The organism is Actinoplanes sp. M2I2 (assembly GCF_023544445.1).
In the GTDB taxonomy this organism is placed as follows: domain Bacteria; phylum Actinomycetota; class Actinomycetes; order Mycobacteriales; family Micromonosporaceae; genus Actinoplanes.
Genome location: NZ_JALPVJ010000025.1, coordinates 120,588 through 133,608, shown reverse-complemented (window position 1 = coordinate 133,608; position 13,021 = coordinate 120,588). Strand labels below are relative to the sequence as shown.

Annotated in this window: 16 protein-coding genes; 9 read left to right on the top strand and 7 right to left on the bottom strand. The window is 71.9% G+C overall.

What is annotated here, in order from left to right; all coding sequences use genetic code 11:
* Window positions 1-7: 7 nt before the first annotated feature.
* Window positions 8-595, top strand: coding sequence for a DivIVA domain-containing protein (locus HJC40_RS46410; protein WP_250008289.1), 588 nt, complete (start codon window positions 8-10; stop codon window positions 593-595).
* Window positions 596-956: 361 nt separating this feature from the next.
* Here HJC40_RS46410 and HJC40_RS37555 read toward each other — a convergent pair whose 3' ends face one another.
* On the bottom strand, window positions 957-1,667 hold the full coding sequence (locus tag HJC40_RS37555) for an SDR family oxidoreductase (RefSeq protein WP_250008288.1): 711 nt from the start codon (window positions 1,665-1,667) through the stop codon (window positions 957-959).
* Between the two features lie 32 nt (window positions 1,668-1,699).
* Here HJC40_RS37555 and HJC40_RS45815 point away from each other — a divergent pair, with 32 nt between their 5' ends.
* The gene (locus tag HJC40_RS45815) at window positions 1,700-1,876 is read left to right on the top strand and encodes a zinc-binding dehydrogenase (protein WP_284044268.1); all 177 of its coding nucleotides are present in this window, start codon (window positions 1,700-1,702) and stop codon (window positions 1,874-1,876) included.
* Window positions 1,877-1,907: 31 nt separating this feature from the next.
* Here HJC40_RS45815 and HJC40_RS37550 read toward each other — a convergent pair whose 3' ends face one another.
* From HJC40_RS37550 to HJC40_RS37530, 5 genes are all read right to left on the bottom strand, one after another.
* Complete coding sequence (locus HJC40_RS37550; RefSeq protein ID WP_250008287.1) at window positions 1,908-2,924, bottom strand: DUF5914 domain-containing protein; 1,017 nt, start codon at window positions 2,922-2,924, stop codon at window positions 1,908-1,910.
* Window positions 2,921-3,661, bottom strand: a complete 741-nt coding sequence (locus tag HJC40_RS37545; protein WP_250008285.1) for a class I SAM-dependent methyltransferase — start codon at window positions 3,659-3,661, stop codon at window positions 2,921-2,923. The genes HJC40_RS37550 and HJC40_RS37545 overlap by 4 nt, the downstream gene beginning before the upstream one ends.
* 4 nt (window positions 3,662-3,665) lie before the next feature.
* Window positions 3,666-3,974 carry a lycopene cyclase domain-containing protein gene (locus HJC40_RS37540; protein ID WP_250008282.1) on the bottom strand — a complete coding sequence of 103 codons (309 nt, stop codon included), beginning with the start codon at window positions 3,972-3,974 and terminating at the stop codon, window positions 3,666-3,668.
* Window positions 3,971-4,360, bottom strand: a complete 390-nt coding sequence (locus tag HJC40_RS37535; protein ID WP_250008280.1) for a lycopene cyclase domain-containing protein — start codon at window positions 4,358-4,360, stop codon at window positions 3,971-3,973. Before HJC40_RS37535 ends, HJC40_RS37540 begins: the two co-directional genes overlap by 4 nt.
* Before the next feature lie 127 nt (window positions 4,361-4,487).
* Window positions 4,488-5,999, bottom strand: a complete 1,512-nt coding sequence (locus tag HJC40_RS37530; RefSeq protein WP_250008279.1) for a carotenoid oxygenase family protein — start codon at window positions 5,997-5,999, stop codon at window positions 4,488-4,490.
* A gap of 220 nt (window positions 6,000-6,219) precedes the next feature.
* On the opposite strand from HJC40_RS37530, the gene HJC40_RS37525 reads away from it, so the two are divergent.
* The 6 genes from HJC40_RS37525 to HJC40_RS37500 all read left to right on the top strand — a co-directional run bounded on the left by HJC40_RS37525 (window position 6,220) and on the right by HJC40_RS37500 (window position 11,734).
* On the top strand, window positions 6,220-7,590 hold the full coding sequence (locus HJC40_RS37525) for a pyridoxal-dependent decarboxylase (protein ID WP_250008278.1): 1,371 nt from the start codon (window positions 6,220-6,222) through the stop codon (window positions 7,588-7,590).
* A gap of 82 nt (window positions 7,591-7,672) precedes the next feature.
* A complete protein-coding gene (locus HJC40_RS37520; RefSeq protein ID WP_250008277.1) occupies window positions 7,673-8,446 on the top strand; it encodes an SDR family NAD(P)-dependent oxidoreductase in 774 nt (257 codons plus the stop codon).
* Between the two features lie 19 nt (window positions 8,447-8,465).
* Window positions 8,466-9,461, top strand: coding sequence for a zinc-dependent alcohol dehydrogenase family protein (locus HJC40_RS37515; RefSeq protein ID WP_250008276.1), 996 nt, complete (start codon window positions 8,466-8,468; stop codon window positions 9,459-9,461).
* The gene (locus HJC40_RS37510) at window positions 9,458-10,459 is read left to right on the top strand and encodes an NAD(P)-dependent alcohol dehydrogenase (RefSeq protein WP_250008275.1); all 1,002 of its coding nucleotides are present in this window, start codon (window positions 9,458-9,460) and stop codon (window positions 10,457-10,459) included. Before HJC40_RS37515 ends, HJC40_RS37510 begins: the two co-directional genes overlap by 4 nt.
* Window positions 10,460-10,493: 34 nt before the next feature.
* Window positions 10,494-11,213, top strand: a complete 720-nt coding sequence (locus tag HJC40_RS37505; RefSeq protein ID WP_250008274.1) for a hypothetical protein — start codon at window positions 10,494-10,496, stop codon at window positions 11,211-11,213.
* A 68-nt stretch (window positions 11,214-11,281) separates the two neighbouring features.
* Window positions 11,282-11,734: a DUF3237 domain-containing protein gene (locus tag HJC40_RS37500; RefSeq protein WP_250008272.1), complete on the top strand. Its 453-nt coding sequence runs from the start codon at window positions 11,282-11,284 to the stop codon at window positions 11,732-11,734.
* Window positions 11,735-11,791: 57 nt separating this feature from the next.
* Here the strand turns inward: HJC40_RS37500 and HJC40_RS37495 are convergent, their stop codons facing one another.
* Window positions 11,792-12,397, bottom strand: coding sequence for a CGNR zinc finger domain-containing protein (locus tag HJC40_RS37495; RefSeq protein ID WP_250008271.1), 606 nt, complete (start codon window positions 12,395-12,397; stop codon window positions 11,792-11,794).
* 124 nt (window positions 12,398-12,521) lie between these two features.
* Between HJC40_RS37495 and HJC40_RS37490 the strand changes: the two genes are divergently transcribed.
* A complete protein-coding gene (locus HJC40_RS37490) occupies window positions 12,522-12,872 on the top strand; it encodes a hypothetical protein (RefSeq protein ID WP_250008270.1) in 351 nt (116 codons plus the stop codon).
* Window positions 12,873-13,021: the final 149 nt, after the last annotated feature.

Sequence of the window (13,021 nt, the reverse complement as noted above, 5' to 3'; positions counted from 1 at the left end):
AGGCGACGTGTCGGAGGCCCGCCCCTTGACCGGGCGATCAGTTGCCCCGGGTAGCGAGGTTGTCGCCAAGCTCGGCATCAATCCGCATACGGTGCTCAAGGGCTATCGGGAGCTGGAACGCGAGGGGCTCGTCGGCCGCCTCTCCGGCGGGCAACAGACGCAGGCGGCCCTGGCCATCGCCAAGCGCCCGGAACTGCGCACGCGACCGGCTGGCCGAGCTCCGGGAGATCGCGGCAGCCTCGGCCGACGGTCGGTCGTCACGGGAGTGCCGCATCTCGGTGGGAAACAGCTCTCGCCCGCTGAGGTGGATGTTCGCGATTCGCGTTGCGGTTGCCGGTTGTCCTGCGTGGAGCATCCGGTCGATAGGATCAGTCGTATGGCTGGACCGTTCATGACCGCCCTGCGGGGATACGACATGGCGCAGGTGGATGCGGTTCTCAAGCAGGCAGACGACGCCTTGGCCTCGGGTAGCGAAGCCCTGCGGGTGGCAGCTCGAGGAGTCGTTCGGAACGTTCAGTTTCGGCAGCGCTTCCGTGGTTACGCCCGGGACGAGGTGGATCGGGCGGTCAGGGAGCGTCTCCAGCAGCTCACGTAGAGGTCAGGCAGTCGAGTCCCGGTCGATGGGGTGGCACGTCGGTACGGCGGGGAGCACGTCGATCTCGCGGGGTGGGCGTGCTGAAGAGGCCGGCCCGTGGGACCCATTTCCTGGCGGCCGCGATGAGGCTCAACCGCATCTCGGCCCGCACGGACGAGACGTGCCCGAGAGGTCAGCCTGGTCCATGCCGGGGCTCGGAGTGTCGTGAGCGCAACGCCGATGCGTTGCCGGCTCACGACACTGGCGGGGATCGCGTCCCCGGCCGGGCGCGAACGAAGCGCCCTACCGAGCTACGTCACACTCTTGCGGCTGGAAAGCCGGCATGCTCCTCCGGGCCCTGCCGTCGTACGGCGTCGCGGTGTCAGCCGAAGAGGGCGGCGGGGATGTCGGCGTAGAAGAGGGCCGGGTCGCGGGAGAGGGAGGCCTTCACGTTGGCGGTGGGGGCGTCGGCGATGACCTCGAGCTTGCCGGCTTCCAGGCCGTCCAGGGCCATGGTGACCACCTCGAGCGGCGCCAGTTTGGGGATGTCGTAGGCGGCCATCATGTCGGTGTCGGCGATGGCCAGCGCCAGCGCGGTGACCTGGGTCTTCTGCGCGGCCAGTTCGAGCCTGACGCCGTTGGTCAGAGACCAGGACGCGGCCTTGGAGACGGCGTAGCCGTTGCTGGAGGGGGCGAATGCGTACCAGCTCAGCGCCGAGATGACGTTGAGGATGGCGCCTCCGGCGAGCCGGGGGGCGAAGGCGCGGGTGACGTTGAGGGTGCCCCAGAAGTTGGTCTCGAGCTCGCGGCGGACGTTGTCGGTGGACGGGCCGAGCAGCGGGGCGTCGGTGGAGATGCCGGCGTTGTTGATCAGGATGTCGAGCTCGCCCACCTCGGCGGCCGCCGCTTCGATGGAGGCCGCATCCGTGATGTCCAAGGGGAGCGCTACGACGCCGGGGATGTCGATGAGCTCGGGGCGGCGGGCGGTGGCGTAGACGGTGGTGGCGCCGCGGGCGAGCAAGGCCTCGGCGAAGGCCTTGCCGAGACCGCGGTTGGCCCCGGTGACGAGGGCTTTGGAGCCGTTGATCTGCATACCGACACCGTAGAACCTCACGCCGACGTCAGATGCAAGGAAGGCGAGGCGCGTCACGTTGCCGATCGGGGCGGCGTCAGGGGGCGCTGGGCACGCCGCCGTCGTGCAGGGCCGCCATCGCCGCCACCTTCCCGCTGGACCGGATCGCCGAGGCGCACCGGCAAGCCGAGGGCGGGCACACGCAAGGGAAGATCGTGGTGACGCTCTGATCCTGGCGCAGGCTCTCCGGCGCTCCAGCCACTACGGTCGGCCGGTGCGCAGGTGGTAACGGCGTTCGGCGTACGCGAGATCGTCGCGCCACAGGCGGGCGGCCGTCCGGGTCATCGCCGGGCGCACGAGCGGGGCGGCCCGGCGGGCGAGCTGGAAGCCGAAGCGGCCCGACGTGGCGACGGTGGCCTCGATGACCGCGACCCGGGGGCGCCCGTCGTGGGTGGGGGCGATGGGGGTGGCGTGGGTCTCGACCACGCTGCCGGCCCCTTCGCCCTCGACGATGCGCATCACGACCGTTCGCGGTCCGGGACAGGTGAACTCGGCGTGGACCGGCACACCCAGCGCGCCGCCCAGCCGGAAGGTGACGTCGACCAGGAACCGGTCGGCCGCCGGGTCGTCGCTCTCCTGGGGAACCTGCACGACCCGCAGGTCGGAGAACGAGTACGGGTGGAACCAGGCGCCGTGCCAGGGGTCGAGCCGGTTGGCCACGATGTCGGCCGGTTCGCAGTGCCCGGTCATCGTGGCGACGGCGTCGATGCGCCGGGCGGCCGGTCGCGCGGGAACGGCCGGGCGGTCGGTGGGCTCCTCGCCGCCGAGCTGGTCGAGGCGGACCCAGCACAGCACGCCGTCGTCGTGGCTGGGATAGCTCAGCCACCCGAAGCGGCCCTCCTCGCCGACCGCCATGCCGTGCCAGCGGCACACCACCTGCGAGTCCCGCAGTTTTCCCAGGGCCAGCGGCGCTCCCAGGTGCGGACAGGCGCCGGGACCGACGCGCAGTGTGCCGTCCGGAAGCCGCCAGGCGACGAGTTCGACGTTCCCGACCTGAACGCCGACCGGCCGGCTGCCGCCGATGGCCCGGCTCGCGGCGAAGACGAACCAGTTGCCCGAGGGCCGCGCCCCGGCCCGTTTCACCGCCGACTCGATCAGCGACGGCGAGGCGTCCCGGTACGTCGGTTGCTGACCGGCCCAGGGCTCCCGCGGCAACCACTGCAGGGGCCAGCGGGCGGGCCACGTCGCCGACAGCAGGCGGGACACGGGGTTCGTCACGGGGCCTCCCGGAGGTGGGCCGGGTCCGGCCGGACGCCGGTGAACGTGTGCGCGACCCCGCGCTGCCACCCCGGCACCGCTCCGGCTTCGACCTGCTCGAAACCGGCGGCGACCAGCCGCTGCCGGAAGGCGCGGGCCCCGTCGAAGTGCCGGACGCTCTGCCACAGATGCCGGTAGAGCGCGGCGTCCCCGGTGGCGATCCGCCCGGCCGGGATGATGATGCTCCAGCAGACCGCGTCCCACACCAGCCGGGCCCGCCGCGAGTCGGCCACCGAGTATTCGTGCACAGCCAGCCGGCCCCCGGGCCGCAGCAGGTCGCGCAGCACGACCAGTCCGGCGTCGGGATCGGCCAGGTTGCGGATCAGATAGGCGGCCAGGACGGCGTCGAACGGGCCCTCGAGCTCGGCCGTCCCCAGTTCCTCGAGGGAGCTGTGCACGAACCGCACCGACGGGGGAAAGCCCTTCGCCCGGGCCTGGGCCAGCATCTCGCCCGACGCGTCGAAGGCCACGATCTCGGCCCGCGGGGCCACCTTGAGCAGGGCTGCGGTGGAGGCTCCGGTGCCGCAGCCGGCGTCGAGGATCCGCAACCCGGCGCCGTCGGCGGGCAGCCGCAGCCGGGACGCCGACAGCCGCAGGTGCTCGTGATATCCCGGGTTCGCCCCGACCAGCCGGTCGTACGCCCGGGCGCCGAGGTCGAAGGCCGCCGGCACGTCGGCGCGGGGCAGTCCGTTGCTCATCAGGTCACCTTCCGGGCGGCTCGCGCCGCACCCACAGCAGCAGCGTCGCGGTCACCAGGGCGAAACCGAACGCGAAGTCCTCGATCGGGATGTCCCACGGGAATCGCACGCCGGTCACGTGGTCCGGGTCGTACCGCACGATCGGGGCGTCCAGCCGGGTCAGCCAGCCGTCCACCGGGACCTGGAACGCGAGCACGATCACCATGGTGATCCAGTACGCCGGCCGCCGGAACAGCCCGGTCCGCAACCAGGCCAGCTCGGCGGCGATCACACCGATCGCCGCGAGCACCGCGGGCATCGTGTACCCGGTCATCCCCGCACCCGTTCGCGGCGGGCCAGCCGAAAGCGTTCGATCCCCGCCAGCATCAGCGTCACGGTCTCGTACGTGAGCAGCCCGCAGGTCGGCACCACCACGAAGAACAACAGTTCCTCCACCGGGACGCGACCCGGCAGCGTGAGCCCGGTCAGGTAGGCCGGGTTGAAACTCCACACCCCGGCCGCGGTCGCGATGACGTCCCAGACGAGAAACACGAGCAGCACCGGCAGCACCGCCCGGAGCCACCGTCGTGGCCGCCGGTAGACGCGGGCGCCGATCAGCTCCAAGGGCAGTGTGATCGCCACGCAGGCGGCCATGACCAGCAGGTATCGCCAGTGGTCGCTCACCCGGCCGCGCCGCACCCACGAGCGCGGGACCGCCATGGAGTATGCGCCGATTTCAGCATGGGACCGAGCCTAGGCAGAGCCTTTCCGGGACGGATTGAACATGGACGCCAGATTGGTGTGCCGCCGGTCATGGGTCGGTGTCCACGTCGGACACGGGACAGCCTCAGCTCCGCGGATCGCCGGACAGGCCCGCGTAGTACTGGCCGTGGGTGTCGAACGGAATGCGGTGGGGTGCGGTCGCCCGGGCCAGCAGGGTCAGCGTCGCGGCGTCCAGCACGAGCAGGTGCGACGTCTGGTTCCCGGTATCCAGGGCCAGGCTGAGCAGCACGCCGTCGTCCTCGGCGGTGGCCTGCGGGGACGGGACGAAGACGGGCTCACCGGGGAACAGGCCGGGTTCGTGCCACGTACGGGCCTGGCGGGCCTCCACGTCGGCCTTGACCAGCGCGTCGTAGATGCCGGAGGGCCGCCCGGCCACCCCGACATTGCCGACCCCGTACGCGTATCGGTAGGGCTTGCCGTTGTTGCGGTCGTAGTTGATGCGGGGCAGCTCGAAGCTGTCGCCGAACAGGGGCTGGCCCGTGGTGGTGGTGGCCCCGTCCGGCCGCATGTCCAGCACGTACCGGTTCAGCGTCGCCCCCGGCAGCGGATCGCCGGCGCGCAGCCGGTCCAGGAAAAACGCGTCGATGATGCCGGCGTCCGGGTAGGCGCACAGATCCACGACGATGTCACTGCCCCGCTCGTACGCGTTGACGTGGTGGAAGCAGAACGCGGCGGGCGCGCTGAGCCGCTTGACCAGCCCGCCGCCCGTACGGGAGAAGACCAGGAATTCCGACCCCCGCTCGGGGCGCCACCGGAACGACTCGACCAGCGGCCGCCCGTGCACGACCCCGGCCGCCAGGTCGACGGCGCGGACCCCCAGCGGACCGAGGAAGAGCACCACGTAGTTGTCCGTGATGCTGAAGCTGTGGGCGTAGCGCGGCTCCTGGTCCAGGACCTCGGCGACGATCTCGGGCCGGCGGGCGTCGGCGAACTGCCGGAAGAGGCGATGCCGGGACCGGGCGCCGATGGAGACGCCGTGGTTGAGCACGCTGTCCGCGGTGTCGTGGTGCGGATGCGCGGTGGCCAGGTGCGCCGGTGGCCGGTCGGGCAGGGCGACCCGCAGCGTCTCGAGCGTGGCCGGGTCGAACTCCACGGACATCGGGGTGTCGGTCAGGGCCAGGAAGCGCTCACCCAGCCGGACGACGTTGACCGAGGCGTTGTCGGTGATCCTGAGGTCGAACATCGTCGTCGTCCGCCGGAAGATGGACCGGCACGGGTCGGTGGCGAACTCGCGGTACCGGATGGCGCCGGCGTCGACGGCGCTCGCGTAGGCCCGGCTGTGCAGAGCCCGATTCCGGTACGACACCTGCCCTTCGCCGATCGTGAAGAGGTGCAGCATGGCCAGGCCGTCGAACCAGTGCCGCATCGTCGTGCTGCCCACCTCGTAGAGGGCGGGCCCGTTGCGCACCAGCGACCCCGACAGCCAGGCCGGCAGGTGCCCCTCGACACGCAGCGACGGCTCCCGCACCTCCGAACGCAGGGACGTGAAGCCGGTGGTGTGGTCGTGAGCTTGCGGCACAGGAATCGCGCGGCCTTTCCGGTCGGTCAGGTGGGCGCCGGCGCTCAGCCGACCCACGAAACGTAGCCCGGGCGCGCGCCCGACCCGTTCCCGACGTCGTGCGTCGGCGCGGTCCGGCGGCGGTCCGGGTTACCGCCGCAGTTCTCCGGGTGGCCGAGTTCAAGCCCTCCGGCCAGCGGATATCTCCTGGCTCACATCGCCGGCGGCTGGACCAAGCGACGTAGGCTAAGTTAGTTTGGCTACGTCACCTCGAGTCAGTGCCCCGGAGAGGACCCTCATGCTGCAGGACCCGACCCCCGAGCTCGACGTCCTCGCCGACGCCGACGAGCGGGCCCGCCGCTGGACCGCGGGCATCGGCGCCCGGCCGGTCTTCCCGACGGCCGACGCGCTGCGCGGCCTCGCCCACTTCGACGAGCCACTGCCCGCGTACGGCCGGGGCGCGGCCGCCACCCTGCGGTTGCTCGACGAGTACGGCAGCCCGGCCGCGGTCGAGACCAACGGAGGTCGGTACTTCGGCTTCGTGACCGGGGCCACCCTGCCCGCCGCGGCGGCGGCCGACCGGCTGGTGCTGGCGTGGGACAACGGGGCCCTCGGGCACGTCACCTCACCGGTGGCCGCGGCGGTCGAGCGGGTGGCCGGCCGGTGGCTGCTCGACATCCTCGATCTGCCCCGGGACAGCGCCGTCGGTTTCACCACCAGCGCGACCGCGGGCACGCTGATCGCCGTGGCCACGGCCCGCCGGAGCCTGCTGGCCCGCCAGGGGTGGGACGTCGACCGCCGGGGGCTCGGCGGCGCCCCGGAGATCCGGGTGGTGGTTTCGGATCTGGCCCACGTGGCTGTTCTCAAGGCCCTGCGGGTGCTGGGTTTCGGCCTGGACAACCTGATCGTCGCGCCCACCGACGCGCACGGCCGGGTCGATCCGGCCCGCCTGCCGCCGCTGGACGCCGGCACCATCCTGATCCTGCAGGCCGGCGAGGTGAACACGGGTGAGTTCGACCCGTTCGAGCAGCTCGTGCCCCGGGCCCGGGCGGCCGGCGCCTGGACCCATGTGGACGGTGCCTTCGGCCTCTGGGCGCGCGCCTCCGCTCACCGCGCGCTGACCGGTGGCGTCGACGGCGCCGACAGTTGGACGGTCGACGGCCACAAGTGGCTCAACACGCCCTACGACGCCGCGATGGTCGTCGTCCGCGACCCGCAGGCGCTGGCCGAGACCATGAACGCCGACGCGGAGTACTCCACCACCGCCGCCGACAGCCAGCGAAACCTGACGCTGGAGTTCTCCCGGCGGGCCCGCGGTGTGCCGGTGTGGGCCGCGTTGCGGTCGCTGGGCCGCGACGGGGTGGCCGACCTGGTCGAGCGAACCGTGGCGATGAGCGCGGATCTCGCCGCGGGACTGCGGGTGGCCGGCTACACGGTGCTCAACCGGGTCGTCCTCAACCAGATCATCGCGTCCGCCGGGTCCGACGACGAGACCCTGCGCGTCGTCGACGAAGCCCAGGCCTCGGGACGCACGTGGTTCGGCTCGAGCCGGTGGCGGGGCCGGCCGGTGCTCCGGATCTCGGTGTCCTCGTGGCGGACCCGTCCCGAGGACATCCGCGACCTGCTCGAGCTGCTGCGCGAGCTGCGCCGGGAACCCCTCGGGCGCTGAAACCGCCGCCTGCGGGCGGCTCTCCCTTTTTGTGCGGTCCGCCGGACCGTTTCATCGTCATGCCCACGAACAGAGGTCAGTCATGTCCAACGCAACCTTCGACTTCACCGGCAAGGTCGTCCTGGTCACCGGTGGCGGGAGCGGAATCGGGCTCCAGATCGCCAAGGACTTCGTCCGGGCCGGAGCCGACGTCATCATCGCCGGACGGACCAGGTCCCGGCTCGACGCGGCGCTCACCGAGCTCGGCCCGCGAGCAACAGCGACCACTGTGGACATCGGCGACGGGGACGCGGTGCGCGAGGTTGTCGCCGCGATCATCGGCCGGCACGGACGCCTCGATGTGGTCGTCAGCAACGCCGCCAGCTACATCCCGGGCGACATCACCGCCATCACGCCGGCCGACTGGGAGCAGCTGCGCCGCACCAACATCGACGGCTTCTTCCACCTGGCCCAGGCCGCGCTGCCCGAACTGGCCCGGACGGGTGGGAGCTTCGTGGCCACCTCCAGCGTCTCGGGTCTGCGCGGCGACTGGGGATCCGCGATCTACAACGCCTCCAAGGGCGCGGTGTCGTTGTTCGTCCAGGCGCTCGCCCTCGACTGGGGCGCCAAGGGCGTACGGGTCAATGCCGTGGCCCCGTCGATCACCAACACCGAACCGGTCGCGGGTGTCACCGGCGACGAGGCGCTGCGCCGGCAGTTCGAGGCCCGCGTGCCGCTCGGACGCATCGCCGAGACCGACGACATCTCCCCGGTCGTGCTCTTCCTGGCCTCCGACGCCGCCCGCTACGTCAACGGCGTGATCCTGCCGGTCGACGGCGGTACCAGCGCCTCCACCGGCCAGGCCCGAGCAGCCTGAAACCCAGAAAGGCACCGACATGCAATCCATCCAGTTCAGCGAGTACGGCAAGGCGGACACGGTCCGGCTCGTCGAAGCCGACCCGGCCCGGGCCGGCTCGGGCGACGTGAAAGTGGCGATCGAGGCGGCGCCCTTGAACCCCTCGGACTTCATGCTGATCGACGGCCGGTACCCGTTCCGGCCGCCGCTGCCCTCACCGGCCGGCTCGGAGGGCGTCGGCCGGGTGGTCGAGGTCGGCGCCGGCGTCACCTCGGTCAAGGAGGGCGACCGGGTCCTGGTCCTGCCGTCGGGACAGCCCGGCACCTGGCAGCAGGAGATCGTCGTCGCCGAGCGGTTCGTGGTGCGGGTCGGCCGCGACGTCGACCCGGTCCAGCTGGCGACGGTCGGGATCAACGCCGCCACCGCCGTGCTGCTGCTGCGGTACGGCGCCCCGGAGCCCGGCTCCTGGGTGGCCCAGACCGCGGCCAACTCCGGTCTCGGGGCGTTCGTGATCGCTCTGGCCCGCCGGGCCGGCCTGCGAACGCTGAACATCGTCCGCCGGCCCGAGGTCGCCGACGCCCTGCTCGACGCGGGCGCCGACGAGGTGGTCGTCAGCGACGACACGTTCGGCGCCCAGGTCGCCGAGGTGCTGGGCGACGCTGAGGTGTCGCTGGTGCTCGACGGCGTGGGCGGTCCGGTGGTCGCCGGGCTGACGCCGTTCCTGGCCCGCGAGGCGCACATCGTCAGCTTCGCGGCGCTCAGCGGTCAGCCGATCGCGGTGCCGCCGATGCACCTCACCTTCAAGAACCTTCACCTGCACGGGTTCTGGCTGAACAACTGGCTCGACTCGGCTCCGCGCGCGGAGATCGAAGAGCTCTACGGGTACGTGATCGACCTGATCGCCGACGGCGCCCTGTCCACCCCGATCGAGGCCACCTATCGGCTCGACGAGCACGCGGAAGCGATCGCCCACGCGCGATCCACCGGTCGCGACGGGAAGATCGTGTTCGTGACCGGCCCGGCGGTGACCCGATGAAGGCCGTGGTGGTGCGGCGCCCCGGCGCCGACGACCCGCTGGAGGTGGTGGAGCTGCCCGATCCGGGCCGGCCGGCCTTCGGTGAGGTACGGGTCCGCCTGCACGGCAGCACCATCAATTACCACGACAGCCTGACCATCCGATCCGCCAGCACCTCGTCCGGGCACATCCCGCTCGCCGACGGCGCCGGTGTCGTGGAGGAGGTCGGGCCCGGGGTGGACGACCTGGCGGCCGGCGACCGGGTCGTCGCCGGCTTCTTCCCGTTCTGGAACGACGGCGGGCCGACCGACGACACCTTCGGCCGCACCGCCGGGCTCGGGATCGCCGGGCACGCTCGGGAGATCATCGTGGCGCCCGCCACCCAGTTCGTGCCGGCTCCGCGGGGCTACAGCCACACCGAAGCGGCCACGCTGACCGTGGCCGGGCTGACCGCCTGGCGCGCGTTGGTCACCGACGCCGCCGTCAAGCCCGGTGACCAGGTACTCATCCTGGGCACCGGCGGGGTCGCGGTCTTCGCGCTGCAGTTCGCCAAGCTACTCGGGGCCACGGCGATCGTCACCTCCTCGTCGGACGCCAAGCTGGAACGCGCCCGGGAGCTCGGCGCCGACCACACCGTCAACTACCGCACGGTGCCCGACTGGGGGCGGCACGTCTTCGACCTGACCGGCGGTGGCGTCGACGTGGTGGTGGACGTGGGCGGCCCGGCCACGCTGCCGCAGTCGATCGGCGCCGCCCGGGTGGGCGGCCTGATCTCGGTGATCGGTGTCCTGACCGGGGTCGACGGTCCGGTGCCGACCGGTGCGCTCACCATGAAACAGCTGCGGCTGCACGGTCTCGTCGTCGGCAGCCGGGCCCAGCAACGGCAGATGATCCGCGCCCTCGACGGCACGGGGCTGCGTCCGGTCCTCGACCGCACGTTCGCGCTCGACGACCTGGCCGAAGCGGTCCGCTATTTCTCCTCCGGCGTGCACCTCGGCAAGGTCGCCGTCGCGTTCTGACAGCTTCTTCCATCCGTCCTGAAAGGCAGAAACCATGTCCGACCTCCTGACCTCGGTGCTCGACACCTACGGCGGCCTCGACCGCTGGCGTGCGGTCACCTCGATCGCGGCACGTAAACGCTTCGGCGGCGTGACCTGGCCGCTCAAGCAGGTGAGCGGCATCCTCGACGACGGTGACGTGGTCGTGTCGGTGCAGCGGGAACGCACGGTCTTCCATCCGTTCACCGCGCCCGGCCGGCGGGCCACGTTCACCCCCGATCTGGTCGAGGTCACGGCCGCCGACGGTGAGGTGATCGACAAGCTGGCCGACCCGCGGGCGTCGTTCGCCGGGCACACCCTGCAGACCCCGTGGACCCACCCGCAACTGGCGTACTTCGCCGGCTATGCGATGTGGACCTACCTGACCGAGCCGTACTCGTTGACTCTGCCCGGGGTTCGCACCGAGGAGATCGGCCCGTGGCGCGAAGGCGGTGCGACGTGGCGCCGCCTGGCGGTCACCTATCCGCCGGCGATCGCCACGCACAGCGCCGATCAGGTTCTCTACGTCGACCCGGACGGCCTCATCCGGCGGCGGGACTACACCGTCGACGTGCTCGGCGGCGTGCCCGGCATCCACTACGTCCACGACCACCGGGAGGTCTCCGGCATCGTCGTGCCGCGCACCCGCACCGTGTACGGCCGGGGCGCCGGCGGCGAGCCGCAACGGGAACCCGTCATCGTCTCGATCGTCCTCGACGACGTCGTCGTGGCCTGAACCCTTCGCCAAGCAGAAGAGGCCTTCGCCCGGCAGAAGAGGTCTTGGCCCACCAGCAGAGGAAAGACATGAGACTCGAGGAAGCATTCCGCCTGACCATCGCGGTGACGCCGCCGATCGTCGTCGGGGACACGCCGCTGGGGCACCGTCAGGTCATCGGCTCGTCCGGGGGCACCGTGCGCGGCGCCCGGGTCTCCGGGCGGCTCAACCCCGGCGGGGGCGACTGGCTGCTCGTCACCGGGGACGGCTTCGCCCACCCGGACGTGCGGCACACCGTGCGCACCGACGACGGCGCCGAGCTCTACCTGTACGGCAAGGGACTGATCGAGATGAACGAGGCCACCCGTGGCGCCATCGGGGGCGGAGCGCCGACCGGCTTCGACGACGCCTACCTCCGGGTCGCCCTGACCGTGGAGAGCGGGGATCCCCGCTACAGCTGGGTCAACCGGGCGCTGTTCCTCGCCGAGGGCCGGATCCAGCCGGGCCCGGCCATCGAGTACGTCGTCCACCAGGTGCTCTGACCCGAACGGGGCGGTCCCGGGACTTCGGTCGCGGGACCGCCACGGCCGTTCCGATCGCTACCCGGCGGACGGCCCGGACGTCGTGGCTGCCCGCCGGCGGGCTCGGGACGTTCGCAAGTTGATCGCGTTGCCGCAGACCAGGACGTCGTGCCAGACGCCGCTGTTGTTGCGCGAGCGGTCGTAGAACGCCGTCCCGCACTCCTCGTTGCGGCACACCTTGAGTCGCGGCCAGAGCTTCGAGGTCTGCGCGGCCAGCGACTCGATCATCAGCAGCGACGCGACGGCCCGCCAGCCGCTGCCCTGCGGGATGGCCACCACGGTGCCGTCGCCGGTCTGCTGCAGACCCGCGGACACGCCCGGCGCGACGAGCCATCCGGGCGCCGAGCCGTCGGCCGGGTCGCGATGGTGCAACGCCTGCCGCAGCCGGGCCCGCAGCTCGGCCAGCTTGCGGAGGTCGCGTCCGGTGAAGGAGACCGCCGGAACCTCGACCCCGGTGGCTGTCACCCGCTCGGCCAGCACGCCGGCGAACCACTGCTCCGCGCCGGCGACGTCGGCGAGCAGGTCGGGCTGGCCGCCGCCGTCGGTGTTGAGGAAATCCTGGACCACGCTGAAGCCGTCGGGGGCGGGCAGCACGTTGTGGCGGGCCGTGGCGGTCGAGCTCATGAGGCCAGTGTAGTGCCGGAGGGCGCCGCCGACGACATAGCCGTGGTCACTACGGCTATGTTGGGTCAGGCGTCGATCTCACACAGCCGGCTCCCCGAGACCATGTCGCCGAGGTACGCCATCAGTGCAAGGTGGTCTGCTGGCCACCGAGCACCTGCGCGGGGTCTTCGCCGAGTTGCACATGGTGACCACCCGCCGGGCTGTCGGCCTGCGCGCCCCGTGGAACAACCTCGGCGACGACGGGTTCACCCCACCGGCCAATACGGGGGAAGCCCTCGACGAGGCGTTGCGCGAACTGGCCTCGTGGGCCACGACACTGCGCACGGCTCACCGCATCGCCCGTTCCGGCGGTGAGCGTCGGCCGGCCCTGGACACCCGCGCCCGGGTCATCGGCCTGGTGCTCGCCCTCGGCGGGCTGATGGTCACCGTCGACACCACCGGTGACCGGTCCGGCGCCTCCCGATCGCCGACCTGACACCGGTGCATCGTCGGCGGAGGCTCTCGGACGGCGAGGTAGCTGGGGGTCGCGCCTGATGGCAGGCTTGCGCACGATGTGACGACGGCTTCGGGCGGGCTGCCGGCGAGGTCCTGCTACAAGGCGGCGAGCACGCGGGCGATGAAACA

Bases quoted from the DNA above. Each gene is read 5' to 3' on its own strand.
- HJC40_RS37555 (WP_250008288.1), bottom strand. From the start codon at position 1,667: ATGCAGATCAACGGCTCCAAAGCCCTCGTCACCGGGGCCAACCGCGGT.
- HJC40_RS45815 (WP_284044268.1), top strand. From the start codon at position 1,700: ATGCAAGGAAGGCGAGGCGCGTCACGTTGCCGATCGGGGCGGCGTCAG.
- HJC40_RS37545 (WP_250008285.1), bottom strand. From the start codon at position 3,661: ATGAGCAACGGACTGCCCCGCGCCGACGTGCCGGCGGCCTTCGACCTC.
- HJC40_RS37540 (WP_250008282.1), bottom strand. From the start codon at position 3,974: ATGACCGGGTACACGATGCCCGCGGTGCTCGCGGCGATCGGTGTGATC.
- HJC40_RS37535 (WP_250008280.1), bottom strand. From the start codon at position 4,360: ATGGCGGTCCCGCGCTCGTGGGTGCGGCGCGGCCGGGTGAGCGACCAC.
- HJC40_RS37525 (WP_250008278.1), top strand. From the start codon at position 6,220: ATGCTGCAGGACCCGACCCCCGAGCTCGACGTCCTCGCCGACGCCGAC.
- HJC40_RS37520 (WP_250008277.1), top strand. From the start codon at position 7,673: ATGTCCAACGCAACCTTCGACTTCACCGGCAAGGTCGTCCTGGTCACC.
- HJC40_RS37515 (WP_250008276.1), top strand. From the start codon at position 8,466: ATGCAATCCATCCAGTTCAGCGAGTACGGCAAGGCGGACACGGTCCGG.
- HJC40_RS37510 (WP_250008275.1), top strand. From the start codon at position 9,458: ATGAAGGCCGTGGTGGTGCGGCGCCCCGGCGCCGACGACCCGCTGGAG.
- HJC40_RS37505 (WP_250008274.1), top strand. From the start codon at position 10,494: ATGTCCGACCTCCTGACCTCGGTGCTCGACACCTACGGCGGCCTCGAC.
- HJC40_RS37500 (WP_250008272.1), top strand. From the start codon at position 11,282: ATGAGACTCGAGGAAGCATTCCGCCTGACCATCGCGGTGACGCCGCCG.
- HJC40_RS37495 (WP_250008271.1), bottom strand. From the start codon at position 12,397: ATGAGCTCGACCGCCACGGCCCGCCACAACGTGCTGCCCGCCCCCGAC.